The organism is Aurantiacibacter sediminis, assembly GCF_016019885.1.
In the GTDB taxonomy this organism is placed as follows: Bacteria; Pseudomonadota; Alphaproteobacteria; order Sphingomonadales; family Sphingomonadaceae; genus Alteraurantiacibacter; species Alteraurantiacibacter sediminis.
The window spans coordinates 137,095-162,589 of the sequence record NZ_JAEANY010000004.1 but is presented as its reverse complement, the minus strand read 5'-3'; the positions used below and the strand labels follow the sequence as shown (position 1 = coordinate 162,589).

The 25,495-nt window shown below is 60.2% G+C and carries 28 protein-coding genes; 15 read left to right on the top strand and 13 right to left on the bottom strand.

Translation table 11 applies throughout. The features are described from left to right. Nucleotides 1-126: 126 nt before the first annotated feature. The 3 genes from I5L03_RS12260 to I5L03_RS12250 all read left to right on the top strand — a co-directional run bounded on the left by I5L03_RS12260 (nt 127) and on the right by I5L03_RS12250 (nt 2,378). On the top strand, nt 127-912 hold the full coding sequence (locus tag I5L03_RS12260) for an SDR family NAD(P)-dependent oxidoreductase (RefSeq protein ID WP_197922174.1): 786 nt from the start codon (nt 127-129) through the stop codon (nt 910-912). A 30-nt stretch (nt 913-942) separates the two neighbouring features. Next, entirely contained in the window at nt 943-1,830 is an 888-nt protein-coding gene (mtnP, locus tag I5L03_RS12255) for an S-methyl-5'-thioadenosine phosphorylase (RefSeq protein WP_197922172.1), read from the top strand. A 68-nt stretch (nt 1,831-1,898) separates the two neighbouring features. Further along, entirely contained in the window at nt 1,899-2,378 is a 480-nt protein-coding gene (locus tag I5L03_RS12250; protein WP_197922163.1) for a MarR family winged helix-turn-helix transcriptional regulator, read from the top strand. A 102-nt stretch (nt 2,379-2,480) separates the two neighbouring features. Here I5L03_RS12250 and I5L03_RS12245 read toward each other — a convergent pair whose 3' ends face one another. The 7 genes from I5L03_RS12245 to I5L03_RS12215 form a co-directional block, all read right to left on the bottom strand. Continuing rightward, nucleotides 2,481-3,509: a type II secretion system F family protein gene (locus I5L03_RS12245; RefSeq protein WP_234035241.1), complete on the bottom strand. Its 1,029-nt coding sequence runs from the start codon at nt 3,507-3,509 to the stop codon at nt 2,481-2,483. Between the two features lie 12 nt (nt 3,510-3,521). Beyond that, nucleotides 3,522-4,493 (bottom strand): type II secretion system F family protein, encoded by a 972-nt coding sequence (locus I5L03_RS12240; protein ID WP_197922161.1) that lies wholly within the window; start codon nt 4,491-4,493, stop codon nt 3,522-3,524. A 74-nt stretch (nt 4,494-4,567) separates the two neighbouring features. Beyond that, a complete protein-coding gene (locus I5L03_RS12235) occupies nt 4,568-5,869 on the bottom strand; it encodes a pilus assembly protein CpaE (RefSeq protein WP_197922160.1) in 1,302 nt (433 codons plus the stop codon). Between the two features lie 4 nt (nt 5,870-5,873). After that, complete coding sequence (locus I5L03_RS12230; protein WP_197922158.1) at nt 5,874-6,533, bottom strand: CpaD family pilus assembly protein; 660 nt, start codon at nt 6,531-6,533, stop codon at nt 5,874-5,876. 5 nt (nt 6,534-6,538) lie between these two features. Further along, nucleotides 6,539-8,128 (bottom strand): type II and III secretion system protein family protein, encoded by a 1,590-nt coding sequence (locus I5L03_RS12225; RefSeq protein WP_234035240.1) that lies wholly within the window; start codon nt 8,126-8,128, stop codon nt 6,539-6,541. Between the two features lie 68 nt (nt 8,129-8,196). Next, nucleotides 8,197-9,303 carry a Flp pilus assembly protein CpaB gene (gene cpaB, locus I5L03_RS12220; RefSeq protein ID WP_197922148.1) on the bottom strand — a complete coding sequence of 369 codons (1,107 nt, stop codon included), beginning with the start codon at nt 9,301-9,303 and terminating at the stop codon, nt 8,197-8,199. Between the two features lie 75 nt (nt 9,304-9,378). Then, nucleotides 9,379-9,915 carry an A24 family peptidase gene (locus I5L03_RS12215; RefSeq protein WP_197922146.1) on the bottom strand — a complete coding sequence of 179 codons (537 nt, stop codon included), beginning with the start codon at nt 9,913-9,915 and terminating at the stop codon, nt 9,379-9,381. Nucleotides 9,916-10,065: 150 nt separating this feature from the next. Here I5L03_RS12215 and I5L03_RS12210 point away from each other — a divergent pair, with 150 nt between their 5' ends. The 3 genes from I5L03_RS12210 to I5L03_RS12200 all read left to right on the top strand — a co-directional run bounded on the left by I5L03_RS12210 (nt 10,066) and on the right by I5L03_RS12200 (nt 12,330). After that, nucleotides 10,066-10,974, top strand: coding sequence for an alpha/beta fold hydrolase (locus I5L03_RS12210; RefSeq protein WP_197922142.1), 909 nt, complete (start codon nt 10,066-10,068; stop codon nt 10,972-10,974). Beyond that, nucleotides 10,971-12,080: an NAD(P)/FAD-dependent oxidoreductase gene (locus I5L03_RS12205; protein ID WP_197922140.1), complete on the top strand. Its 1,110-nt coding sequence runs from the start codon at nt 10,971-10,973 to the stop codon at nt 12,078-12,080. Before I5L03_RS12210 ends, I5L03_RS12205 begins: the two co-directional genes overlap by 4 nt. A 73-nt stretch (nt 12,081-12,153) precedes the next feature. After that, a complete protein-coding gene (locus I5L03_RS12200; RefSeq protein WP_197922139.1) occupies nt 12,154-12,330 on the top strand; it encodes a YegP family protein in 177 nt (58 codons plus the stop codon). A 70-nt stretch (nt 12,331-12,400) separates the two neighbouring features. Here I5L03_RS12200 and rnhA read toward each other — a convergent pair whose 3' ends face one another. The 3 genes from rnhA to ispH are packed head-to-tail and all read right to left on the bottom strand — an operon-like array spanning nt 12,401 to nt 14,777. Beyond that, a complete protein-coding gene (rnhA, locus tag I5L03_RS12195; protein WP_197922138.1) occupies nt 12,401-12,841 on the bottom strand; it encodes a ribonuclease HI in 441 nt (146 codons plus the stop codon). Then, nucleotides 12,838-13,794, bottom strand: coding sequence for a homoserine kinase (gene thrB / locus I5L03_RS12190; protein ID WP_197922130.1), 957 nt, complete (start codon nt 13,792-13,794; stop codon nt 12,838-12,840). The genes rnhA and thrB overlap by 4 nt, the downstream gene beginning before the upstream one ends. Before the next feature lie 8 nt (nt 13,795-13,802). Beyond that, the gene (gene ispH / locus I5L03_RS12185; protein WP_197922128.1) at nt 13,803-14,777 is read right to left on the bottom strand and encodes a 4-hydroxy-3-methylbut-2-enyl diphosphate reductase; all 975 of its coding nucleotides are present in this window, start codon (nt 14,775-14,777) and stop codon (nt 13,803-13,805) included. 132 nt (nt 14,778-14,909) lie between these two features. Here ispH and I5L03_RS12180 point away from each other — a divergent pair, with 132 nt between their 5' ends. The 9 genes from I5L03_RS12180 to tatC all read left to right on the top strand — a co-directional run bounded on the left by I5L03_RS12180 (nt 14,910) and on the right by tatC (nt 22,393). Continuing rightward, complete coding sequence (locus tag I5L03_RS12180) at nt 14,910-15,560, top strand: hypothetical protein (protein WP_197922126.1); 651 nt, start codon at nt 14,910-14,912, stop codon at nt 15,558-15,560. 67 nt (nt 15,561-15,627) lie between these two features. Beyond that, nucleotides 15,628-17,376, top strand: coding sequence for an arginine--tRNA ligase (gene argS, locus I5L03_RS12175; protein WP_197922124.1), 1,749 nt, complete (start codon nt 15,628-15,630; stop codon nt 17,374-17,376). Nucleotides 17,377-17,379: 3 nt separating this feature from the next. Next, complete coding sequence (locus I5L03_RS12170) at nt 17,380-18,078, top strand: SPOR domain-containing protein (RefSeq protein ID WP_197922122.1); 699 nt, start codon at nt 17,380-17,382, stop codon at nt 18,076-18,078. A 99-nt stretch (nt 18,079-18,177) separates the two neighbouring features. Then, the gene (gene nagZ / locus I5L03_RS12165) at nt 18,178-19,197 is read left to right on the top strand and encodes a beta-N-acetylhexosaminidase (protein WP_197922120.1); all 1,020 of its coding nucleotides are present in this window, start codon (nt 18,178-18,180) and stop codon (nt 19,195-19,197) included. Beyond that, nucleotides 19,194-20,018 carry a segregation and condensation protein A gene (locus I5L03_RS12160; RefSeq protein WP_197922118.1) on the top strand — a complete coding sequence of 275 codons (825 nt, stop codon included), beginning with the start codon at nt 19,194-19,196 and terminating at the stop codon, nt 20,016-20,018. The genes nagZ and I5L03_RS12160 overlap by 4 nt, the downstream gene beginning before the upstream one ends. After that, nucleotides 20,015-20,710 (top strand): SMC-Scp complex subunit ScpB, encoded by a 696-nt coding sequence (gene scpB / locus I5L03_RS12155; protein ID WP_197922116.1) that lies wholly within the window; start codon nt 20,015-20,017, stop codon nt 20,708-20,710. The genes I5L03_RS12160 and scpB overlap by 4 nt, the downstream gene beginning before the upstream one ends. 32 nt (nt 20,711-20,742) lie before the next feature. Further along, complete coding sequence (gene tatA, locus I5L03_RS12150; protein WP_197922105.1) at nt 20,743-20,988, top strand: twin-arginine translocase TatA/TatE family subunit; 246 nt, start codon at nt 20,743-20,745, stop codon at nt 20,986-20,988. A gap of 34 nt (nt 20,989-21,022) precedes the next feature. Next, nucleotides 21,023-21,523: a Sec-independent protein translocase protein TatB gene (gene tatB, locus I5L03_RS12145; RefSeq protein WP_197922103.1), complete on the top strand. Its 501-nt coding sequence runs from the start codon at nt 21,023-21,025 to the stop codon at nt 21,521-21,523. A gap of 3 nt (nt 21,524-21,526) precedes the next feature. Continuing rightward, entirely contained in the window at nt 21,527-22,393 is an 867-nt protein-coding gene (tatC, locus tag I5L03_RS12140) for a twin-arginine translocase subunit TatC (protein ID WP_197922101.1), read from the top strand. Between the two features lie 134 nt (nt 22,394-22,527). Here tatC and I5L03_RS12135 read toward each other — a convergent pair whose 3' ends face one another. The 3 genes from I5L03_RS12135 to I5L03_RS12125 form a co-directional block, all read right to left on the bottom strand. After that, nucleotides 22,528-22,767 (bottom strand): hypothetical protein, encoded by a 240-nt coding sequence (locus I5L03_RS12135; protein WP_197922097.1) that lies wholly within the window; start codon nt 22,765-22,767, stop codon nt 22,528-22,530. Nucleotides 22,768-22,849: 82 nt separating this feature from the next. Beyond that, nucleotides 22,850-24,541: an amidohydrolase gene (locus I5L03_RS12130; RefSeq protein ID WP_197922095.1), complete on the bottom strand. Its 1,692-nt coding sequence runs from the start codon at nt 24,539-24,541 to the stop codon at nt 22,850-22,852. Between the two features lies 1 nt (nt 24,542). Then, nucleotides 24,543-25,442, bottom strand: a complete 900-nt coding sequence (locus I5L03_RS12125) for an NAD(P)-dependent oxidoreductase (RefSeq protein ID WP_197922093.1) — start codon at nt 25,440-25,442, stop codon at nt 24,543-24,545. Between the last annotated feature and the right edge of the window lie 53 nt (nt 25,443-25,495).

The window sequence follows — 25,495 nt, the reverse complement described above, 5'->3', positions numbered from 1 at the left end:
TTTCTTTGCTCGTTTCACGGCTGAGAAATGGTTGATGACTGGCGCGCCTTGACCCGTGCTGCGCGCGCTCTAGGACCCATCTGCACAGAATGCGGCTTCGGCCCACGCCAATATTGAGGAACTGCCATGAAGATCGACAATTCAATTGCTGCAATCGTGACCGGAGCGGCATCTGGCCTTGGCGAGGCCACGGCGCGCGCTCTGGCTGCCAAGGGAGCCAAGGTCGCGATCTTCGACATGAATGCAGAGCGCGGTGAAGAGGTAGCGCAAGAACTTGGCGGGGCGTTCTGCCACGCCGATGTCACCGACGAAGCCTCGGTCGACGCAGCTTTTGCAAAAGCCCGGGAAACGCATGGCCAAGAGCGTATCCTCGTCAACTGCGCAGGCATCGCGCCAGTCGGCAAGATCGTAAAGCGAGACCGCGAAACGGGTGCATTGAGCCACTTGCCACTCGGCAAATTCGCAGGTGCGATCAATATCAATCTTGTCGGCACGTTTCTATGCTGCGCCAAATCGGCCGAGGGCATGATGGCGCTCGATCCGCTGGACGAGCACGGCGAACGCGGCTGCATCGTAAACACGGCTTCCGTGGCTGCTGAAGACGGGCAGATCGGCCAGATTGCCTACGCCGCATCGAAAGCTGGCGTGAAGGGCATGACCCTGCCCATGGCGCGAGATTTGATGGGCGAGGGCATTCGCGTGAATGCCATCCTGCCTGGCATTTTCGGCACGCCGATGCTGGCAGGCCTGCCGGAAAAAGCGCAGGCGGCGCTCGCCGAAGCGGTGCCTTTCCCGAAGCGTTTGGGTGATCCGGCCGAGTATGCCTCGCTCGTCTGCTTCATCGCAGAAACAGGTTATTTCAATGGCGAATGTGTCCGTCTGGATGGAGCGATCAGGATGCCGCCCAAATAAGTCGGTCAGGTAATTTCAGGAGAGCGAAGCATGGCCGATTGGCATATCGGAGTGATCGGAGGTTCGGGCCTTTACGAGCCCGGCGCGCTTGAAGATGCGCAAGAAATCGCCGTCAATTCCGCGTTCGGGGATCCATCCGGCCCTGTTGTGACGGGTAAGATTGGCGGTGTGCAATTTTCCTTCATCGCGCGGCACGGAGCGGGGCATCGCCTGTCTCCCAGCCATGTGAATTACCGCGCCAATATCGACACGCTGAAGCGCTGCGGCGTGACCGATCTTCTCGCCATTTCGGCGATTGGCAGCCTGAAGGAAGAGTTTGCGCCGGGAGATTTCGTCGTGGTGGACCAATTGCTTGATCGCACGGTGCAGCGTGAGCGAAGTTTCTTTGGTGACGGCATCGTCGCCCATGTGCCGCTGGCCGATCCGGTCTGTCCGCGCATGTCCAAAATGGCCGCCTCAGCTGCCGACAGGGCAGGGGCTAAGGTGCATGAAGGCGGCACTTATGTGGCGATCGAGGGCCCGCAATTCTCGACGCGCGCGGAAAGCCATGTTTTCCGTGACTGGGGCGCGAATGTGATTGGCATGACCGCCATGCCGGAAGCGCGCCTCGCCCGCGAAGCAGAACTTCCTTATGCGCTGGTCGGTATGGTCACCGATTACGATTGCTGGCGAGAGCCAGACGGCGATGTGGATGTCGCAGATATTGTTGCGCTCATGTCGACCAATGCGGAAAATGCGCGTGCCATGCTCGCCGAATTCGCTGCCGCTTTGCCGAAGACTCGCAAGGCCAGCCCGATTGATACCGTGCTCGACACGGCGATCGTCACTCCTCGCGATGTTTGGGATGTGGGCGCTGCTGCGCGCCTCGATGCGGTGGCAGGCCGGCTGATGAGCTTTTTCGCTGAGCCGCAGGAATAGCAAGGCGCTTTCGCTTTTGCCGCCGCGCATCTTGCCAAGCGCGTGAGATCACTTAGAAGTAGTTGCTTATGCAACCAGCCAGTCTTCTTTCGCGCTTCCTCCCCTATCAATTGTCACTGGCGTCCAATGCCGTCAGCGGCCGGATCGCGATGGAATATCGCCAGCGCTGGGGCCTGAGCATTCCGGAATGGCGGGTGATGGCGGTGTTAGGCGATGCCGGCGCGATGACCCAGCGCGACCTCACCAAGCGGACGTTGATGGACAAGGTCGCGGTCAATCGCGCATGCAAAGTGCTCGAAGAGCGTGAGCTCGCACAGCGTGCCCCAAATGAGCAGGACGGCCGTTCCCACCTGCTTGAACTGACCGAAAACGGAAAAGCGATGCATGCGGAAATCATGCCGCTTGCGCTGGAGATGGAAGCCAAGCTTTTCGAAGGATTCTCTCACGACGAGCTTGAGCTGTTTCGTGCCCTGCTCGAGCGGGCGCGCAGCATGGCCGAGGAAATGTCTGGTGAGGATCTTTCCAAAGGCAATTACGGCCTCAAGTAAGGCTAAAGTCAGCGCCGAAACTGAAAGCGCGCATGAAAAACCCAGCGCGGCTCGCACCGGCGGGGTTTATCTTGCCCACTGCCCACGCGGGGCGGTGAAAGTTTAGTTACTTCCCGGCCCATCGCCGGAGAAGGCATCGCCGATGGAACAGGCGGCCGGACCCAGGATCACGATGAACAGCACCGGCAGGATGAACAGGATCAGCGGCACTGTCATGATCGCAGGCAAACGCGCGGCCTTTTCCTCAGCACGCATCATCCGCTCGTTACGGAATTCAGCCGAAAGCACGCGCAAAGCGGAGGCTAGCGGCGTACCGTAGCGTTCGGTCTGGATCATCGTCGTCACCACGCCGCGCACAGCGTCGAGATCCACGCGGTAAGCGAGGTTTTCGAATGCCTGACGGCGTTCTGTCAGGAAGGACAGCTCGATCGCGGTAAGGGCAAATTCGTCGCCCAGTTCCGGATAGGCCCGGCCCAGTTCGCGCGCCACGCGGTTGAAGGCTGCATCCACCGTCAGGCCCGCCTCTGCACAGATCACCAGCAGATCAAGCGCGTCCGGCAGGCCTTTCTGGATTTCTTTCGTCCGCTTCGTCGCGACATTTTTCAGGTAGGTTTCCGGCCCCTTATAGCCAGCAATGACAAGGCCAGCAAAAGCGAGGAACCGCTTCGTGCTGCCCCAATCGGGAAAGGTGTCGGTCCAGTAGAACAAGACAATGCCGAGAAGGCCGAGAACAACCGGCAAGACCATGCGCGCAAAGATAATGACAACGGCCATTTCCTTGTTTCGGAAGCCTGCCTGCGCCAGCTTTTGCTGGACATCCTTGACCTGCTCTTCCTGCAGGACTTTCATGCCCTGCAACGTGTCTTTCATCTTCTCGGTCGTGTCGGTCTTGCGCACCAGGCTCTGCCGCTTTTTGGCAGTGTTGGTGAGCATACCGGTTTTGAGTTCCGCACGGCGATCGTTCAGCGCTTTGACGCGCTTTGCCATCGGATCCTTCACGGTCACCGCAGCATAGATCGCCATCATGACGGCAATTGCCGTGATCCCGACCAGGATCGACCCGACGAGGATCACATCCACTCCCAGAAGGGTGGGGCCGCTTGCAGGGGCGAGGCTCAATATATTCATCATTTCCCTCCTCCCTTAGATCTCGAAGCTGACCATCTTGGCCATGATGAAGGCACCGATGCCCATCCAAACGAGGCCGAACAGGCCGGTGACAATCAGGCGTTCATCTTCGAAGAAGCCGCCAATATAGGTGGGGTTGATCCAGTAGATCATGCCGAACACGATGAAGGGCAGAGCACCCACGATATAGGCTGAGGCCTTGGATTCGGAGCTCATCGCCCTGATCTTCAGCTTCATCTGCGCGCGCTTGCGCAGCACGTCGGCAAGGTTCGACAGCGTCTCTGCCAAGTTGCCACCCGTCTCGCGCTGAATGGCGAGGGTGATGACGAAGAATTGAAACTCTGCCGTGCCGAGCTTGTCCGAGGCTTCCTGCAAGGATTCCTCCATGGTGCGGCCAATCTTGATCCGCTCCACCACCTGGCGGAATTCGACACCCACCGGGCCGGGAATTTCCTGACCTACGACGGACAGCGTTTCCGCAACGGGAAGGCCGGAGCGCAGGCCGCGCACCAACAGCTCGATGGCATCCGGAAACTTGGCGTTAAACTGATTGGTCCGGCGCTTGATGAAATGGCCGACAATCAGGTGCGGCAAGCCCGCACCGATGACCAGCCCGATGCCGAGCGAAATTGGCGCTGCGCCCGTGCGCAGATAGGCAAGCGCGGTCACTACGACAGCCAGGCCCAGCGATACGTACAGATATTGCTGCAGCGTCCAGCCCATGCCTGTACGGTTCAGACGGACTTCAAGTGCCTCGACGCGAGAACCGGAACCTGCAGCTTTGAACTGCTTCGGCTTGCGCGCGGCGATGGCTTTCTTCAGCTGCCCTTCAACCTTGTCTGTGGTGCTTTCAGAATGGCGATAACGCACCGCCTCGAGGCGACGCTGGCTTTCCTTGCCCGGTGATTTCCCGTTCAACAGGACATAGCCAAGGATCATCAATCCCATCAGGCCACCGGCCACAAGCACGAGCTGGATGATGTTCATTGTCCGCCTTCTCTTTACGTAAATTCAGTTGGCGAGCATGGCGGAGCGGGCCTTGAAGACCCGCTCCGTCACGATCATTCGGCTGCTTCGACGGCTTCTGCGCCCTTGTCCTTCTTGGACATGCCGCCCAAGAAAGATTTCAGGTCGAATTTGCCGAGGCCACCGCCCTTTTTGCCGCTTTCTTCCAGGCTGGCGCCGTCATCATCGGCTACGCCGATAATGGTGTTGCCGATATCGCGCATCGGGCCGACCGTTTTGGAAGATTTGTTGGCTTCGATAAACGTCTGGCCGAGCTTCGCAGCATTGGCAGCCGCCTTCTGGTCCATCGCAATCTGGAAGTTGATTTTCCGTTCGATCGAAGCCTCGAAGTCAGCCTTGCTGATTTCAGCTGCGCCGCCCTGCATCTTGTTGCAGACGATCATCGGATGTGCACCCGGAGCATTCTGCTTCAACCACGACAGAATACGAATCGTATCGCGGGCAGAGGCGAGCGTCAGCTCGGTCATCAGCGTCACAACATTCACATCTGTCAGCAGATGCGGGAAGTTAATCAGCATGTTGCGCGGCAGATCGATCACCGTCATGTCGAAGGCTTGGCTGAATTCTTCCTCCAGTTGGAGGAAAGCCGTGCCGTCGGTCATCAGCGGCGAATTGATCGGCGCTTCGGCAGACATGATGGCGAGATTGTCATTCGCGCGGATCATCGCACGCTCAATGAACAGGCCATCGATACGGCTCGGGTTTTCGATCGCATCGGTCAGGCCGCGGCCCGGCTCCAGATCCAGCGAAAGCGCGCCGGTGCCGAAATGCACATCGAGATCGAGCAGCGCAGTCGAACGCTCATGTTCGACCGAGAACAGCCAAGCGAGCGAGGTGGCGAGAGTGGAGGCACCAACGCCGCCACGCGTGCCGACCACAGCGGTCGAGATATGGGTGTGCTCCTGCTCACCATCGCCGCCGCGCGGCGAAGAGAACACCGCCTGGGCCTGCGTGAGCGAATCGCGCAGCTGGCTCGCCGAAAGCGGCTTCAGCAGGTAATCGTGAATGCCGCTTGCCAGCAGATCGCGATACAAGCGAACATCGTTCACCTGGCCCACTGCGATCACCACCGTGCCCGGTTCGCAAACCTCGGCAAGAGCGTTGATATCATTCAGCGGATCGCCGCTTTCCGACAGATCGACCATCAAGATGGCCGGGCTTGCGGAGATGGAGAGGGACTGGATCGCGTTACGCAGACCGCCCTTGTTGCACTTCTCCGGCTGCCAGCCCATTTCGATCACTACGGGGCGCAGTGCATCCAGTGCACCATCGTCGCAGATGAAGGCAGAGAACGGCTCGCGATTGCCGAGCGGTCCGGGTTTCCAACTTGAACTCATTAGATTAGCCCCCTTCCGAAGAAACACGCGGCAGCGAGGTGCCGCCATTGCCTGACGGTTCCGCTTCACGATATGCATCGATGGCGCGGTTGGACCGCATGATTACAGTGTCACCAGTGCCGCTTTCCCCTTCGAGCAGATGCTCAGGATTGGCGACCATGGCGGCGATGTTGCTGTTGACCGCGCAGCCGAAGCCGGGCGAAGTCTGGTTGCCCTGCTCGATGCCGTATTGGTCACGCCAGATCGGGCAGCCGGGAACGCTGGCCATGGAGCGGGTGACGACAATGCGGACATTGCCCGGATCGACGAAGCCATTGGTGACAGGCGCATCTGGGCTGACCAGCAGGCCGAAGCGGCTTGCGACTGCTGCGACATCTTCCAGCACAGCGGGGCTGGCCGTCGGATCATCCACGGCGATGCGATCGCCATAGCCAAGGTCGAGCGTTTCGAACCAGTCTGCAAGGCGCGCCTGTTCGGGAACCGAGAGACCGCTGCCGCCGCTGGCGACATCCAGAGTGTAGTTCTGGCGTTCGACGATCGGCTGATTCACGCTGTCGAGCGAGAAATTCTGCGGGCCTTCGTTCAGCGTTCCGCAGGCGGAAAGACCGACACCGAGCGAGAGTGCCACGGCTGTCGCGGCAAAGCGTTTGTTACGATTGGTCATGGTGATCACTCTCCATCGTCGAAGCTGAAGCCGGGCACAGCTGCCGCGGCGGACTGGGGCGCAGCTGCGCCGGGGGTTTCCCCGCCAGCAACAGCGGTGCCATTCTGTTCGATCAGGCTAAGGTCCGGACCGGTCGGCGAAGGGTTCGCCGGGCGCGGCATCGGACGTATCCGGCCAGTGGTTCCGTCGGTTTCCTGAGCCATCATGACCTGCGCAGCTGCATCGGGGACGGCGAAGCCGTCGGTCGGCAAGCGGATGTCACGATCATTGACCGGCTCGACCAAATAAGGCGTCACAACGATCACCAGCTCGGTTTCACCGCGGCGGAATTCCGTCGAGCGGAACAAATTGCCGATGATGGGCATGTCACCCACGCCCGGGATCTGGTCGACAGTGTTCTGCGCGTTGTTCTGCATCAGGCCGGCGATCATGAAGCTTTCGCCCGATCCCAGCTCGATCGACGTTTCCGCGCGGCGGATCGTCAGAGCAGGGATCTGGAAGCCGTTAAGAACGACCGAACCTTGCGTCGACAGCTCGGATACTTCCGGGCGGACGCGCATCGAAATGCGGCCGTTGGAAAGGACCGTCGGCGTGTAAGACAGGCTGACACCGAAATCGCGATATTGGACGGTGGTGGTGCCAAGGCCCTGGCTCAGCGGGATCGGAAATTCACCGCCAGCAAGGAATTCTGCCGTCTCACCCGAAAGCGCGACCAGGGTCGGTTCGGAAAGGGTGGTCACCAGACCGCGGCGTTCGCCAAGGTCGAGTGCGCCAAGCAGGTCGAGGCCGAGGAACTCGCCCATTCCGGCAATTGTGCCGCCGGGCGAAATCGGATTGATCTGCGTGCCGGTTCCCTCGATGAATTGGCCCGGATTGTTCGGGTCGGGGATCAGGCCGGTCGGCACATTGCCAACGCCCAATGCGTTAAGACCCGTACCGCCCTGGAAAAAGCCCTCGCGGCCCGTACCGACACCGAATTGGAAACCCCCGCCACTATCGACAGACGTCAGGTTAGCGCCGATATTGCGAACCAGCGAACGGCTGACTTCGGCAAAGCGAACGCGCAGCATGACTTGCAGCGGCGTCGCCATACGCAGGCGGGAAATGACATTGGCATCCTCGCCTACGAAAGCCTGTACCAGGCGCTCTGCTTCGGCAGCGTCTTCAGGAGCCGCCACCGTGCCGGTCAGCAGCACAGTGTTGGTTCCCATCGTGGCGACCGAAACATTGGCTTCCGGCATTGCGAGGCCCAGCATCTGATCGATGCTGTCAATGTTGGAGCCCACACGGACATTGGCAGACCAAATGATGTCACCTGCAGCATTGCTGGCGTAAATCGTGGTCTCGCCGCCTGAAAGGCCGAAGATATACAGCTGACGCTGCGACTTCACCTGCACATCGGCGATGGAATTATTGGCAACGAAGATGTCGGCCATATTGCCGGGCACAGTCACCAATTCGCCGCGACCAATTGACAGGACGAGATCCTGTGCCGGTGCAACGGACTGGGCCTGGGCCGGAGCGGCCGGCAGCATCGCCAGCGGCGTGAGCGCGACAGCGGCACTCATGACGGTCTTGAAAAGACGGCTGGTCATAGTCTTGCCTTTCGGAAAATTCCCGCGGGAAATTGAGCGATTAGAATGTTTTGTCTGGGTCATGGCGATCACCGCAGGGTCGACATGCCGACCGGAGCGACCCGGGCACCCTGGCCCATGGCTCCAGCCTGGCGATCAAGCAGAGCGCCTGCGCCGCGGTCGACCGGTTCAACAGTGGTGTTCTGGCCACGGGTCACACGGACCGAGGGGCCCATCTGGACGGCCGGAGCTAGTGCACCGCCAGGTGCCGGTGCAGGCTGGGCATTGTCAGGCTGCGGAGCCGGAGCGCGCGAGGGAACCGTGCTACGCTGGAAGCGAGAGACATCGCCGCCGGTTTGGTAAGAGCTGGCACCTTCACCCGGACGTGCGGAGGCAGAACGAAGCAATGCTTCTTCTTCTTCGGGCGTTGCATCATCGGGCAGGTCGATATCGCCAGAGGCAATAGCGCGCTCAAGCTCGGTCTGGTTGTCGGCGATCGAACGCAGCGCCAGGCTGATCGTACCGATCGTCTGTGCAACCGCGATCTGTTCGGCAATGCGCGGGGTCACTTCCAGCGTCACCGTACGGAATGCGCGAACCACGGTGCGGCCGTCTTCGGTTTGCGTGGTTTCGGTCGACTGGTCGGTCGCCAGGACGCGCAGATTGGTAAGGATGGTTTCAGCCGCCTGCAGAGCTTGCCCTGCACCGCCGCCTTCACCCGTCACGGTCTGGGTCAGCATCATGTCGACGCGGTCACCCGGGAAGACAAAGCCTGCCACACCGGTGCGTGCACTAACCGGAACGGTCACAGCGCGCATGCCCGGGCCGAGCGCAGCGGCAAGGAAGCCGCGATCGCCAGGCGATACGAGCGAACCTTGTGTCACCGGCTCACCTGCCGTCATCGGGTTGCGAACAACCGTACCCAGCAGCTGCTCCATGTCAGCTTCACCGTCGATGAAATAGGCGTCTTGCACCAGTTCCTGCGGCCAGAGCTGGTAGCCCACCGCATCTGCAGTAATGATCGTGCCGACCGGCAGGCTGCGTTTCGCAACCAGCACTTTGGGGCCTTGCGGCTCCGGTTCGGCAGCTTCGACTTCAGGAGCCGCCGCGCCGGCGAACATGCTCCGGGCAGCAAGGGCCGTACCGATCGCAATGACCAGTGCCCCTACCAACAAAATGAGCTTCTTCTTGTCCATGGTGCGTCAAGCCCCCTTATTTGGATCTCGGATTACGTTGCGGTCGGGATAGACCGACAATGGTTAAAATGAGGTTCACCCCGTCACACCGGCGGCTGCCGATGCGGGAAGATAGAATGTGCCGATGGCCCACAGGCCGGCGAGTGCGATGGCCACGCCATATGGAATGGTAAGTGGATTTTTCTCGCTGCTTTTTGAGTGGCGGCGGGACATGACGTTGATCGACCCGAAGACTAAAGTCAGTACGCCGCCGAGTAGCGCCATCATGATAAGCAGCTTTCCGAAAGTTGCTGGAGCGATCCATAACGCGAGCGCGGTCAGGAGCTTTACATCGCCTCCTCCCATCCACCTCAAAGCGAATAAAACGGAAAGCACGGCAAAGGTCACGAGAGCGAGGGCAAGCTGCATCACGACGCTGGTCGGTTCGAACCAGCCATCGCCAGACGGCAGAAAGCTCATGCCCGAAGCAAACCAGAACAGCGGTGCGCCAAGAGCAATCGCCGCATTCAGCTTGTTCGCGATGCGGCGGCTTTTGAGATCGGTGATAGCTGCGATGATCAGCGCAATTGCCAATGCCGCAAGCAGTCCGTACTTGATTGGATCGTCTAGCATAAAGCCCCCAAATATCCCTTGGATGCTCGTGCTAGCGCTTATGGCTTACCAAATAGTAACCAAGGGCAGGAGGTTGAAATTAGCCAAAGCATAAGCGTCATCGCTGCCGCATTCGATCGCAGGGCCATTCCGGCCGATGCGCGAGAGGGCATGTGGCATGCGCCTGACGGGCACCAGATCCGCCATATCGACTGGCCGGACCCGCCCGCCGGCATCGCTCCAAAAGGCGCGATGCTGTTCATGGCAGGGCGCGGCGATGCCTATGAGAAATATATCGAAACCTTCGAGCATTGGCGCCTGCAGGGCTGGCGGGTTTCGGCGGCGGATTGGCGTGGGCAGGGCGGATCGGGTCGTCTCGGCAATGACAAGGCAACGGGCCATATCGACGATTTCGATCTGTGGGTGGCAGACCTCGCCGCCTTCTGGGGGACATGGGCCGCTCGCCATTCCGGCCCGCGCGTGCTGGCAGGCCACTCCATGGGCGGCCACCTGACTTTGCGCGCGGTGATCGACGAGGCGCTATCTCCTGCGCCTGACGCATTGATTCTTTCCGCACCCATGCTCGACACTATGCCCGAGCATCTGCCGCTCCCGGTCAAGCGCGGCTTTGCCAGCATGATGGCGCGCATTGGCGATCCCAAACGTCCCGCATGGAAAATGAGTGAAAAACCCGGTGCCAAGCCCGGCCTGCGCAATACGCTGCTGACCCATGATGAGGATCGCTATGCCGATGAACTGTGGTGGCGCGAGAGTCGCCCCGAGCTGGAGCTTGGCCCCGGCAGCTGGGGCTGGGTGAATGCCGCTTATCACAGCACGGCAAAGATCTTCACGAAGGGCGCGCTCGAAGCGGTGGATCTGCCCGTGTTTGTGATCGCGACCAATGCGGACAGGCTTGTGAGCCCGGCGGCAATCCGAAGCGCCATTGCACGCCTGCCCGATGTCGACCACCTGACTTTCGGATCCGAAGCGCGGCATGAAATCCTTCGCGAAGAAGACTCCGTGCGAAATCGAGCTTTGGAAGCCATCGATGATTTCCTGGAGCGAAAGCTGACGGGATGAGTGAGACGTTCGACTTCGCTGTAATCGGCGCGGGCATGGCCGGGGCGAGTATCGCTGCCGAACTCGCTCCGCATGGCCGCGTGTTGCTGGCCGAGGCAGAGGATCGTCCGGGTTATCACACGACGGGTCGGTCCGCTGCCTTTCGCGAAGAGTGTTACGGCGGCCCCGATATCGTTCCGCTGACGCTGGCTTCGGGCCCGTATCTTCAGGAGGGCGGTTTCCTGACGCCGCGCGGCGGTTTGTATGTCGGGCGCGCGGGGCAGGAAGAGGAAGTCGACAGCTTTCTCGAACGCTTCGCCGATTCTGACGTGACGATCAGGCGATTGGATCGTGCGGGGCTGGAGCAGATGCTGCCCGGCGTGCTGCCGGGATGGGATCACGCTCTCAGCCAGCCCAATTGCGCGGACATCGATGTGGGCGGCCTACATCAGCACTACCTCTCGCTTGCGCGAAAAGGCCGGGTCGAATTGCGAACCCGTCACCGTTTGGCCGCGGCAGCGCGAGACGGGGCGGACTGGCGGCTCGATTTCGGGACCGCCGGAGAAGTGCGTGCGGCTGTGGTGATCAATGCCGCGGGAGCCTGGGCAGACAGTGTCTCGCTATTGTGCGGCGCGCGTCCGATAGGCATCCAGCCGCTACGCCGAACAGTGGCGCAATTGCGCGTCAATCCGTCAGCGCCTGCCGACCTGCCTCTTACGCTCGATCTCTCGGGCGACTTCTATTTCCGCCCGGAAAGCGGGAAGCTTTGGCTCAGTCCGCATGATGAAACGCCATCGGAGCCATGCGATGCCGCGCCTGAAGAGATGGACATCGCGCTCGCGATCGATCGGTTCCAGCACGTGGTCGATTGGGAAATCGAGGCGGTGGAGCACAAATGGGCGGGGCTGCGCAGCTTTTCACCAGATCGCCTGCCGGTTTACGGCTTCGATCCCGAGCTGGATGGCTTGTTCTGGTTCGCCGGCCAGGGCGGCTACGGAATCCAGACCGCGCCTGCCGCTGCGCGCCTCGGCGCACAATTGGCCAGCGGACAGGACCGGGATGCCATGACCGAGGCTCTGGATGTAAATTTATACACGCCAGATCGCTTTGCCCTCCCGGTGGCCTAGCCAAGCGGTGTCAATTTGTTATGCTGCCGCCAATTCAGCTTGAAGATTACAACCACTAGAGGAGAGCATTTCCATGGCGCATCATTTCCAGATTTATAAGGACAAGGCCGGCGAATTTCGTGTCCGCTTCAAATATAATGACGAGATCATGTTTTCGACCGAAGGCTATTCGTCCAAGGCCAGCGCCAAGAATGCTATCGAATCGATCCAGAAGAATGGCCCCGGCGCGAAGATCGTCGACGAGAGCTAAGGCTTTTCAGCAGCGGATTTGAAGAAGGCCGGTCCCGTGCGGGGCTGGCCTTTTTCATGCCCGAGCGAAATTAGCCGCGACTTATCGCGTCAGCCGCATCGCTGGCGAGCTGATCGACACGCTCGTTTTCCGGATGGCCATTGTGGCCCTTCACCCATTGCCAGTTGATCTTATGGGTGGATGCTACCTCAATCAGGTCGTGCCACAGATCGGCATTCTTCACTGGCTTCTTGCTGGCGTTGACCCAGCCGCGCTTTTTCCAGCCGTGGACCCACCTCGTGATGCCATCGATCAGATATTTGCTGTCCGTGTAGAGCGTTACTTCGCACGGCTCGATCAGTGCGCCGAGCGCCTTGATCGCGGCGGTCATTTCCATCCGGTTGTTGGTGGTTTCGGGCTCGGCGCCGACCAGCTCCTTTTCATGCCGCCCCATGCGCAACAATGCGCCCCAGCCGCCCGGTCCGGGATTGCCCTTGCAGGCACCATCGGTGAAAATTTCGACATGTTTCATGCGAAGAGCTCTGCACCATTGCTTTGGTAGAATTGCAAGCGGCGGACGAAATCCATCGGGTCTTTACGGGTGACGAGCGCATCTGTCGGTGTATCGATCCAGTCCTGCGTCCGGCTGGAGATGAATCGCATGCACGCGCCCCGCGCCAAAATGGGCATTGCCGCGCGTTCTGCGACACTCAACGCGCGCACCGATTGATAGCCGCCGATCAAGGCGCTGCCGATATCTGAGCGAAAGCTGCGACCGTCATGGTCAAAACTCCACGCGGCATGCGTAACCGCCAGGTCATAGGCAGTCATATCGTGGCAGGCGAAATAGAAATCGATCAGTCCGCTGACTTCGTCGCCCAGCATCAGCACATTGTCCGGGAACAGGTCCGAATGGATGACTGACCGCGGCAAATCCTTCGGCCAGTCGGCGGCAATCGATCGGGCCATTGGAAGCATTTCAGGCAGTTCTGCGTCGATCCTAGCCAATGCCTCTGCCCCGCACTGTTCGAGCACGTGCAGTGAAGTGTCAGGCCCCAGATCATTCGTCCGCCGTCCCGGATAATCGTCCGCGGCAAGGTGCAGGCGCGCGAGCACCGCGCCGACATTGTGTGCTTGTGAAGGGGTGGGATTGTCGATCGAAACACCCGGCAGGAATTCGATCAGCGCCACTGCCTTGCCATCTATCATGCGCGAGGCGGCCCCCGATGTATCGTGGATCGTGCGCGGAACGGGCAGCCCCTTGGCGGACAGATGATCGAGCAGTCCAAGGAAAAACGGCAGATCGGCAATGTCGATGCGCCGCTCGTACATGGTCAGGATGAACCGGCTGGTCGTAGTTTCCACCAGCCAGTTGGAATTGGAAATGCCCTCGGCAATGCCTTTGGCCGAAACGAGCTCGCCCACGTCGTAATGCGAGATGAGATCGCTCAGCGTTTCTGCAGAAAGCTGCGTGTAGACCGCCACAAAGCGGCCTATTCGGTCAGCTGGCGAGGCAGTTTGAAGATCATTTTCTCTTCGGTCGTCCGGACGGTCTCTTCGGTTACGTCACACATCTCGCCGAGCTTTGCGAGCACTTCGCGCACGAGCACTTCAGGAGCCGAAGCGCCGGCGGTGACGCCGACCGTATCGACATTCTCCAGCCAGGCCGGATCGATTTCGTCCGCCCGCTGTATGAGGTAGGATGTTGCACCCATGCGCTCTGCCACTTCGACCAGCCGCAAAGAGTTGGACGAATTGGGCGCGCCGATCACCAGCACAAGTTGGCATTCACCGGCGATGGCTTTCACAGATGCCTGCCTGTTTGATGTGGCGTAACAGATGTCTTCCGCCTTGGGGGCGATGATCTGCGGATAGCGCGTCTTCAGAGCGCGGATGACATCTGCCGTATCGTCGACCGATAGAGTCGTCTGGGTCAGGAAGGCGAGGTCGTCTTCCTCGGTGAATGACAGCTTCGCAACGTCATCGACAGTTTCGACCAGCGTCATCCGGCCTTCGGGAACTTGACCCATTGTGCCGATCACTTCCGGGTGGCCCTGATGGCCGATGAAGATGATGTGCTGGCCTTTCTCGATCTGCCGTTCGGCCTGGCGGTGCACCTTGCTTACCAGGGGGCAAGTGGCATCGAGATAGATCATCTCACGCCGCTCGGCCTCTGCGGGTACGGATTTGGGCACGCCATGCGCGCTGAATACCACCGGTGCATCGTCCGGCACTTCATCCAATTCCTCGACGAAAATAGCCCCTTTTTCGCGCAGGCCCTCGACCACATAGCGATTATGCACGATTTCGTGCCGCACATAGACCGGCGCGCCATAGCGTTCGATGGAGCGTTCCACGATCTCGATCGCGCGATCCACGCCCGCGCAAAAGCCGCGCGGCGCTGCAATCAAGACCTTGAGCGGCGATTTTTTCTCGCCGGAGCGATTTTCCTGAAAGGGGGCGTTCATACTGTCAGCTCTAGCGGTTGTGGCTGCCCCGCGAAAGGGCTAGGGGCACTTCTTTCGGAAAAGAGATTTCGTTTCTCTCCCTCCGATATTCAAGACAGGCCGATGCCCGGCCGCGCAGGTTTAAGGACGTATATGCAGTTTCGCCCCGCCTTTTTCGCCGCATCCGCATCTGCAATGCTGCTCGCCGCCTGTTCGGGCGAGGGAGAGCTTGTCGTCGATCAGGGCGTCGGGATCACGGCTTTGCGCTCCGTATGTCCGGCAGTGGGTGTGCCGAATTACACCGGCGATGTGACGCTGTTTACAACGCCCGGTGCTCGCACCGCAGACGCGCTGGATGTTACCGCAGCGATCACCAACGTCCAGAGTACGTGCGATGAAACGGGTGCGCAGGTCTACACCAACGCAACCTTTGACGTTGTCGCCCAGCGCCGGAACACCAGCGGCGCGCGTACCGTTGAATTGCCTTTCTTCTCGACCGTGATGCGCGGCGGAAACTCGGTGGTCTCGAAGCGGATTGGCACTGTTACGCTGAATTTTGCAGACGGTCAGGCGCGCGCCCAGACAACCGGCACAGCCGGCGCTTTCGTCGATCGTGCAGCCGCAACGCTCCCGGAAGATATTCGTGAGCGTATTACCCGCCGCCGCCGCGCCGGCGATCTCTCCGCTGCAGTCGATCCGCTGACCGAGCCGGAAGTCCGCGCCGCAGTTGCTCGTGCGACATTCGAGCTGCTCATCGGGTTCCAGCTCGAAGACGAGCAGTTGGAATATAACGCGACCCGCTGATTGATCGCCCCCTCGGGGCACAATCAGAGCCTTCCCCCTGGCATGCAAAAAGGCTAACCGGCCCGGCATGTCTGAAACACACACTCTTTACGCCGCTTTTGCGGAGAAAATCGATGCGGTGCTCGCCGCGCTTGAGGCGGAAGGCACGCTGCCGCCCGATACGCCGCGCCACAATGTCAGCGTAGAGCCGCCGCGCGATTCCTCGCATGGTGATCTCGCCACCAATGCGGCCATGGTGCTGGCCAAGCAGGCGAAGACCAATCCGCGTGCGCTCGCGGAAAAGATCGTCGAACATCTGGACCGCGATGCGCTGATCGAAAGCGCTGAAATCGCAGGCCCCGGCTTTATCAATTTGCGTCTGGCTCCCATCGTATGGCGCGAGGAAATTGCCGCGATAGCTGCGCTTGGCGATGCCTATGGCAAATCGACCATGGGGCAGGGCAAGCGCGTGAATGTCGAATATGTCTCAGCCAACCCCACCGGCCCCATGCATATGGGCCATTGCCGCGGCGCGGTGGTCGGCGATGCACTCGCCAGCCTGCTGGAATATGCAGGACATGAGGTAACGCGCGAATACTATGTGAATGACGCTGGCAGCCAGGTCGATACGCTCGCCCGCTCGGCGCACCTGCGCTACCGCGAAGCATTGGGCGAAGACATCGGCGAGATTCCCGAAGGTTATTACCCCGGTGCCTATCTCGTCTCGGTCGGCGAGGATGCGAAAAGCGAATTCGGCGATCGCTACCAGGCCGCCGATGAGGCGGAGTGGCTGCCCATCTTCCGCGCCTTTGCTGTCGAGCGGATGATGGACATGATCAAGTCCGATCTCGGCAAGCTTGGTATCGAACACGACGTGTTCGCGTCCGAAGCGGCGCTGCAGGCGGCGAAAAAGCCCGAAGCTGCCGAGGCTTGGCTGCGCGAACATGACCTTGTCTATGACGGTGTGCTGGAAGCGCCCAAGGGCAAGGCCCCGCCGGAGGATTGGGAGCCTGTCGAACTGCCGCTGTTCCGCTCCACCAAATATGGCGACGATCAGGACCGCCCGATCAAAAAGTCTGGCGGCAAATGGACCTATTTCGGCGCCGATCTCGCCTATCACATGCAAAAGGCCGAAAAGGCTGACGAGCTGATCGACATCTGGGGTGCGGATCACTCAGGCACGGTGAAGCGCATCAAGGCGGCCGTCGCAGCATTGTCCGAAGGCGACGGCAAGCCCATCCCTTTCGATGTTAAGCTGGTGCAGATGGTGCAGCTGCTGCGCGATGGCGAGCCTGCGAAGATGTCCAAGCGTTCGGGCAATTTCGTGACCATCGCCGACATGGTCGATGAAGTGGGTAAGGACGTCGTTCGCTTCTCCATGCTCACCCGCAAACCCGAAGCGCAGATGGATTTCGACTTTGCCAAAGTGGTCGAAGCCTCGAAAGATAATCCGGTGTTCTACGTGCAATACGCCCATGCGCGGATTTGCTCGATCCTGCGCAAGGCGGATGAGCAGGGTATCGAGCCTTCCGGCTATTCACTGGAATTGCTAGGCGAAGATGATCTGGCACTGGTCAAGCAAGCTGCACAATTCCCGCGCGAGGTCGAAGCTGCTGCCCGCGCGCGCGAACCGCACCGGATCGCTTTCTATCTCTATGACCTCGCAGCCGCCTTCCATGCCTTCTGGAATTTGGGCAATGACGATGCGGAAAAGCGCATTATCGTGGCACAGCAGCCCGATTTGTCCGCCGCGAGACTGTTCTTGTCAGCGCAGATCGGGCAGGTAATTCGTAACGGGCTCGCGCTATTGGGGGTCGAAGCCGTCGAGGAGTTGTAACACATGACCTATCAAGGTGATGAAAACGAGACCGGGGATGAATCCTTGGAGCAGGAGGAGCAGCTGGCTCTTGCTGACGAGGATGAGGATCTCCCATGGCTCGAAGGCGATGATTACGAGGATGAAGGTGGTTTCGACTTCCGCCTGATCGGCATTGCGGTAGTCGGCCTGTTGGTTGTCGCCGCGGCGCTGTTCGGCGTCTGGTGGTTCACGAAAGACACGCCCGATGCTGAACTGATCGCAGACGGCAGCACAATCGAAGCGCCGGAAGGCGCCTACAAACAGCGCCCGGAAGATCCGGGTGGCCGCGACGTTTCGGGCACGGGCGATCAGGCCTTCCAAGTCGCCGAGGGTGAGAGCACGCGCGGCCGGATCGAGGCGAGCGATGGCGGAGATAGCAATGCACGCCCCAGCATAGATCGCAATCAGGATGGTGTATCGGGCTCACGCGGCGAAACGGAAGCTACTGGCGGCGCTTACGTCCAGATCGGTGCGTTCGGTAGCCGTTCCGATGCGCAGACAGCCTGGAGCAGCGCTTCGAACCGTTTCAGCGCGCTGTCAGGGCTGCGCTATCGCATTGTCGAAGCCGAAGTGAATGGCGCGGATGTATTCCGCTTGCAAGCTGTCGCTTCCGATCGTTCTGCAGCCGATAGCGTTTGCCGCTCAATCCGCGCATCGGGCGGGGATTGCTATGTGCGCTAATTGCAGGGCCGACTAGATCCGGCAGTTCCTGTCGTTTTCCCCTATGGGCTATGGTGAATCGCTTGCGCGATTGGCGCTTTTCAGGCGTAAATAGAGCATATGACGCCCGCAATTTTCAGCCTTTCCGGTCCGCAGCTGACCGATGCCGAACGCGCTTTCTTCAAAGAGGCTGACCCGGCGGGCTACATACTGTTCGGTCGCAATGTCGAAACGCGTGAGCAATTGCGTGCGCTGACCGACGATCTACGCAGCATACATGGCCGAGAAAAGCTGCTGATCAGTATCGACCAGGAAGGCGGCCGCGTATCGCGGATGAAGCCGCCCGAATGGACCGCCTACCCACCGCAGGGCGTCTTCGCCCAGCTCTACGAGATTGCACCAGCCAGCGCGATCCAGGCGGTGCGCGCCAATGCGCAATTGCTGGCGATGGATTTGCACGAAGTCGGCATCACCGTCGATTACTTGCCGCTCCTCGATGTGCGAGTGGAGGGCTCTCACGATGTGATCGGAGACCGGGCTCTGGGTGCAGAACCGATGCAAGTCGCTGCACTTGGTCGGGCCGTCCTCGATGGCCTCGCGCGCGGCGGCGTTGCGGGTTGCATCAAGCACATGCCGGGGCATGGGCGCGCCATGGTGGATAGCCACAAGGACTTGCCCGTGGTGGAAGCGAGCGCGGAAGAACTGCAAGTCGACATCGCGCCGTTCCAGAAGCTCGCTGACGCTCCAATCGGCATGAGCGCGCATATCAGATACCCCACATGGGATAGGGACAATCCGGCAACTTTGTCCGAAAAGGTCATCGGCGAAATCATTCGCGGCCGCATAGGATTCGATGGTCTGCTTTTGACCGATGATATCGACATGGAAGCGCTGGAAGGCACTATTCCTGAACGCTCTGCCCGCGCGATCGCGGCGGGGTGTGATGTCGTGCTCAATTGCTGGGGCAAGATGGACGACATGGAAGGCACAATGAAAGCCGTTCCTGCCATGACAGATGCAGCGCATGCTCGGCTAGATCGGGCGCTCGCTGATACTGGCACGCCTGGTGATTCTGCATCTCGTGACAAACTCGTCGCCCAGCGCGATGGGTTGCTTGAAGCGGCGGGAGTGCAGGCATGAGCGCGGCCATCGAAGAAGGCGGGTTGGTCGAACGGACTGACGAGGTCACGGATAGCGGTGAAGAATGGCGGGGCATCGCCGCACCGGGCACGGTCGATGAGAATGCGCTCTATCTGGAGCTCGATGGCTGGGAAGGCCCGCTTGACCTGTTGCTCGATCTCGCGCGCCGGCAAAAGGTCGATCTCAAATCCATTTCCATCCTCGCGCTGGTCGATCAATATATCGATTATATCGAGCGGGCCGAAGCGTTGAAGCTGGAGATCGCGGCAGACTATCTTGTGATGGCCGCTTGGCTCGCTTACCTTAAATCCGCCCTGCTGCTGCCAAAGGAAGAGCAGGAAGACCCTTCGCCTGAAGAACTAGCGCTCAGGCTGCAATTGCGGCTCCAGCGTTTGGGCGCGATGCGGGAAGCGGGCGCTCGCCTTATGACACGGGATAGATTGGGCCGCGATGTATTCGCTCGCGGCGCGCCGGAAGGCCTGAAGATCCTGCGCAAGAACGCGTGGCAATGCGATTGGTATCAGCTCGTGCGCGCTTACGGGCAGGTCAAATTGCGCACGGAGCCTGTCGTGCACATGGTGGCTGAGCGGCCTGTGATGACCCTGGATAGCGCGCTTGATCGCGTTTCTGCCCTGCTCGGCGTCACAGTGGACTGGATGGAAATCCGCGCTTTCCTGCCGGGCGATGCCGAACCGCGCCTCAAGAAAAGCGCGCTTGCATCGAGTTTCGTTGCGGCGCTGGAACTGGCGCGGCTGGGCAAGGCGGAGCTTCGTCAGGACGACACTTTCGGCCCGCTCCATCTGCGGCGGATGCGGGCATGAGCGCGCAACCATCCGATCTCGCACGCGCGGTGGAGGCCTGCCTTTTCGCAGCGGAAGAGCCGATGACGCGCGAGCAGATTTCCGCGCATTTGGGCGATGCCGATGTCAAGGATGCGCTTTCGGAATTGCAGGGACTTTATCAGGATCGCGGCGTGGTGCTGGTGGAGAGAGGCAGGCGCTGGCAATTTCAGACCGCGCCCGATCTTGCACATCTACTACGGCGAGAAAAAGAGCAGGTGCGCCGGCTTTCGCGCGCGGCCACCGAAGTTCTCGCAATCATTGCCTATCACGAGCCTGTCAGCCGTGCGGAGATCGAGGCGATTCGCGGCGTGCAGACCAGTGGCGGGACCTTGGATGTGCTGATGGAAGCAGGCTGGGTGCGCGCCGCAGGGAGGCGTGAAGTGCCCGGTCGGCCGGTGATCTACGCCACGACGCCGGATTTTCTCGGCCATTTCGGATTGGAGACCCGCAAGGACTTGCCGGGCCTTGCCGAATTGAAAGCCGCGGGCCTGCTCGATCCGGTCAACGATGCCTATGATGACATGGTCGCCAAGAAGGAAGAGCAGTTGGCAGCAGAGCAGGCTGCGGAGGCAGAAGATACGGCCGAAGAGGCCGATATGAGTGCAAACATTTCGGATGCAGATAGCGCGGCGAGAATCGCAGCGCTGGAAACTCCGGACGAAAAGGCTTAAGTTAAGCCCTCAATCCCAATCGAGGAAATATCATGCAGCCAGGTATTTGGCAGATTCTGATCGTCGCTATTGTCGTTCTCGTCCTGTTCGGGCGCGGCCGCATTTCTGAAATGATGGGCGATTTCGGCAAGGGGATTAGTAGCTTCAAAAAGGGTATGACTGAGGAAACGCGCGCGTCTTCTGAAAACAGCCCGCAGATCGAAGCCCCGGCCGAGGATGCACCTGCAGCTTCGGAAACCCCCGAAACTCAGTCGCGAAACGACAAGACTGCCGGCTGATCCCGGCCCCGCGCGGCTGGTGAGGGCGCTTTAGATGTTCGATATCGGTGCAGTAGAATTGCTGCTCATCTTTGTGGTGGCGGTGCTCGTCATCGGTAAGGATGACATGCCGGTTGCGCTGCGCATGGTCGGGCGCTGGGTGGGTAAATTGCGCAAGCTTTCTGCCCAGTTTCGCTCCGGCCTCGATACGGTAGTCCGCGATGCTGAACTCGAGGACATGGAGAAGCGCTGGAAAGAGCAGAATGAGCGCATCATGCGTGAGCATCCCGAAGGCGCTCCTGCAGAAATGGAGCCGACAGGCGCTTACCCTGCCAAGCCGGTCGCCGCGGCTCCAACGAAGCCCCAGGAAGCTCCGCGTGACAAGGCAACCGAATTGAAAATCATCGCGGAAAAGCAGCGGGCGGCGGCTGAGGAAGCCGAGCGCGCGGCGCGCGAAGCGGAACTGGAAGCGCAGGCTGCCAAGCAAGCTGATTTGCCGCCGGATACCGACGACAAGGCGCCTGCTGCAGCCCCCGCCGAGAGCAAGGACAGTTAGGCGATGGCTCTCAAAGTCAGCGATCTCGACGAGACACAGGCCCCGCTGCTCGATCATCTGGTCGAGCTGCGCGGTCGCCTGTTCAGGGCCGTCATCGCGATCGGCATCGCTTTCGCGATTTGCTTCTATTTCGCCGATGAGATCTTCGGCTTTCTTGTCCGCCCTCTGACTGCGGCTTTTCCAGAGGGGCAGGGCCAGCTCATTTATACGCGGCTTTACGAGGCGTTCTTTGTCGAGATCAAAGTCGCTTTGTTTGCCGCGATTTTCGTGTCCTTCCCGATCATCGCGAACCAGCTGTGGCGCTTTGTCGCGCCCGGCCTTTACGCCAAGGAAAAGAAGGCTTTTCTTCCCTTCCTGATTGCGACACCGATCTTATTCATCCTGGGCGGCTCGCTCGCTTATTTCGTGGTGATGCCGTTGGCTTTCACCTGGTTCCTTGGTTTCCAAGGCGATGCGGGCGGCCTGAACGCACAGGCGCTTCCTGCCATGGGCGAGTATCTCGATCTCGTGATGCGCTTCATTCTGGCTTTCGGGGTGAGTTTCTTGCTGCCGGTCGTCCTGATGCTGCTGAACGCGGCAGGTCTGGTGACGCGCGAGCAGCTTGTCGCTGGCCGCAAATATGTGATTGTCGCGGTGTTTGCTGCGGCTGCAATCATCACCCCGCCCGATGTCGTGTCGCAGCTTATGCTCGCCGCGCCTTTGATAGTCCTATTCGAAGGCTCGCTCATCCTTATGCGGATTAGCGAAAAAAGGCGGCGCAAGGCGGAAGCGAAAGAAGCTGCCGAGCAGGCTAAAGCCGATGCGAAAGCGAAAGCTGAAATTGCGCCGGCGTCAACAGAAGGCGCAGCTCCGGCTAAGGGCAAAGACTAACGGAAAAGTCAGCTGCGGCGGCGCGGCGATGGTTTGCGAACCCACGCTCGCAATTCGTCCGCGCCACGTCACATCTCAATGGCGCACAAAAAAGGGGGCCGCGGCCCCCTTTTCGTATTCATTCAACTCGGTCCTTACGGGCTGGTCGGCAGAGTTTCGTCCGCGTCGTTTTCGCCAGTGGCAATGATGACACCCAGAACGATTGCAACGACAGCAGCAATGCCGATGAAAATGCCGGCAGGCGGCGTTGCGGAAAGGTCTTCGCCCTGCTCAGCCGGAGCAGGCAGACGGTCAAAAGCGGCATCCTGCGCCATGGCCGGTGTCGCAATCATTGCGCCAGCAACGGCAGCAGTCGTAAAAAATTTCTTCATCATCGAGTTACTCACCCCAATTTTTCGATTCACATGGTTGCATAACGTCTCATCCTGAGAAAGGCGAGACCAAATATGTAACAATTTATTCGCCCGGCCCTTCAATCACCGGCTGTTGCAAGTCCGCATCATACACACGTTGACCGGCAATCCATGTTTCCAAGACCCTGATATCGCGGATTTGTTGCGATCCGACTAACAAGGGGTCCGCCGATAGTAACACGAAATCCGCGCGCTCACCGGGTACAAGCCTGCCAAAGCGGCCCTCGGCAAAACCGGCATAGGCTGCGGCAGCAGTATAGGCGGCAAGCGCCTGTTCACGGCTGATTGCCTCTTCCGCACGCCATCCGCCTTCGGGCGCGCCGTCTGCATTCATCCGTGTCGTGGCAACCGCGAGGCCAGCCATGGGGTCTACAGGCTCCACAGGTGCATCGGTGCCGAATGCCAACGTTCCACCTGCATCGAGGATCGATTTCCAAGCATAGGCACCGCCCAGCCTATTATCGCCCAGCCGTGCTTCTGCCATGAACATGTCGCTTGTCTGGTGGACCGGCTGCATGCTGGCGATAATTCCGTTTCGACCAAAGCGGGGCAGATCTTGCGGCGTCACAATTTGCGCATGCTCAATTCGCCAACGCCGATCGCCGCTGTAATCCTCCGACAATTCCTCGATAGCCGTCAGCGCTTCCTGATTGGCGGCATCTCCGATGGCATGCACCGCGACCTGAAAACTGTCGAGCGCGGCGCGGCTCATCAAATTGCGCAGCTGCGTGCCATTGAGGAGCGGCAGCCCGCGATTGCCGTGATCGTCCTCGTAATCATCGAGCAGCAAGGCTCCGCGTGAGCCGAGCGCGCCATCGAGATAGAGCTTCACGCCATTGAGACGCAGGCGATCATCATAAAGCCAATCTGAAGGGCGCGGTCCGCCGATGAGCAGCATGGAGTCTACCGAATCGGCATAGGCCATCACGCGGATCTGCAGCCATCCGGCATCCCCTGCGCGGCGAATGGTCATCCAGTCCTCGACGGTGGTGCCCATGTCAGCCATCGCGGTGATGCCGTGGCTCAGCAGCAAATTTTGCGCATTGTACAGCGCCAGGTCGCGATCTTCGGGCAAAGGCGGGGGGATTTGTTCGGCGACCATCGGCATGGCTGCATCGACAAGCACGCCTGCCGGAGCGCGCGATCCGGCAAGACGCTCAATGCGTCCGCCATCGGGATCGGCTGTGGAAGCTGTTACCCCGCCCGCTTCCAAGGCAATCGAGTTAGCCCAGCCGGCATGGCCATCCACACGCTCCAGCCAGACAGGGCGATCAGGCACAATAGCATCGAGATCCGCCGCAGTCGGAAAACGGCCAAGGCCCCAAAGCTCCTGATTCCAGCCGCGCCCGATAATCCACGGTCGGTCGGGATAGGCGGCGGCATAGGCTTCGATGCGGCCGAGCGCTTCGCTGAGCGAAGTCGTGCCGGACAGATCGAGCACCAGCGTGCCGAGACCGAGCCCCATGAGATGCGCGTGGCCATCTATAAAGCCGGGCACCATGACGCGGCCTTCGCCATCGACGCGGTATTCTATTTCGCGCGTGGGCCGATCGCCGAAGTCGAGCAATTCGGAAATGCGCCCGTCCTCGTCGATCACCATGCCGGTAAAGCGATCGATAGTGCCATCGCGGCCTATCGAAATACCTTCGACATTGTCGATCCAGGTGTCCGCCAGCGCGGGCGTCGAAAAGGCAGAAAGCGCAGCAAAAGCGGCTGCGATACGAGCGAATTTCACGTTACTTTACCTCCGGCAAATGACGGATAAGAGCGCTGGTATCCTGCCGCGAACCGCCGGCAGTTTGCACCTGCGCATAGAATTGATCGACGAGGGCGGCGACCGGCATGGAGAGGCCATTGGCCTTCGCTTCGCCAAGTGCAATGGCGAGATCTTTGCGCATCCAATCGATTGCGAAGCCGAAGTCGAATTCGCCCTCCACCATGGTCTGCCAGCGATTTTCCATCTGCCAGCTTTGCGCCGCGCCACCTGAAATCGCTTCGAGCACTTTGCCTGTGTCGACGCCCGTCGCCTGCGCCAGCCGGACGCCTTCGGAAAGGCCCGCCAGCACGCCTGCGATGCACACCTGGTTCACCGCCTTGCACGCCTGCCCTGCGCCTGCATCGCCGATATGGACGATGCGCGCGGCGAACGCTTCCATCACAGGCGCGGCCGCCGCCATCGCCGCATCCGATCCGCCGCACATAATCGCGAGCTTGCCATTCTCCGCACCCGCCTGACCGCCAGAAACTGGCGCGTCGACCGCGTGCAGGCCGAGCTGTTCGCATTCTTCTGCAATCCCCCGCGCAAGCGCCGGAGATACCGTCGTGTGATCGATAAAGGTGGCGCCTTGCTTCATCGCCGCGAGCGCGCCGCCCGTGCCAAAAACGACCGATGCGACATCATCATCATTTCCGAGGCAGGCTAGCACCACGTCCTTACCTGCTGCTGCCTCAGCTGGAGTCTCGGCGATAGCAACCTCAACGCCGTCATCCGACAGCGTTCTCTGCCACGCCTGCGCTTTGCTGTGCGTGCGGTTATAGCCTGTCACAATGTGACCGGCGCGCGCGAGATGCGCAGCCATCGGGCCGCCCATCACGCCGAGACCAAGAAACGCAATTTTCAATCCGTCTTTACTCATGGCGGCAGGGATGCCCGTTCCGCCGGCAAGACGCAATCGGGCAAGGCAAACTT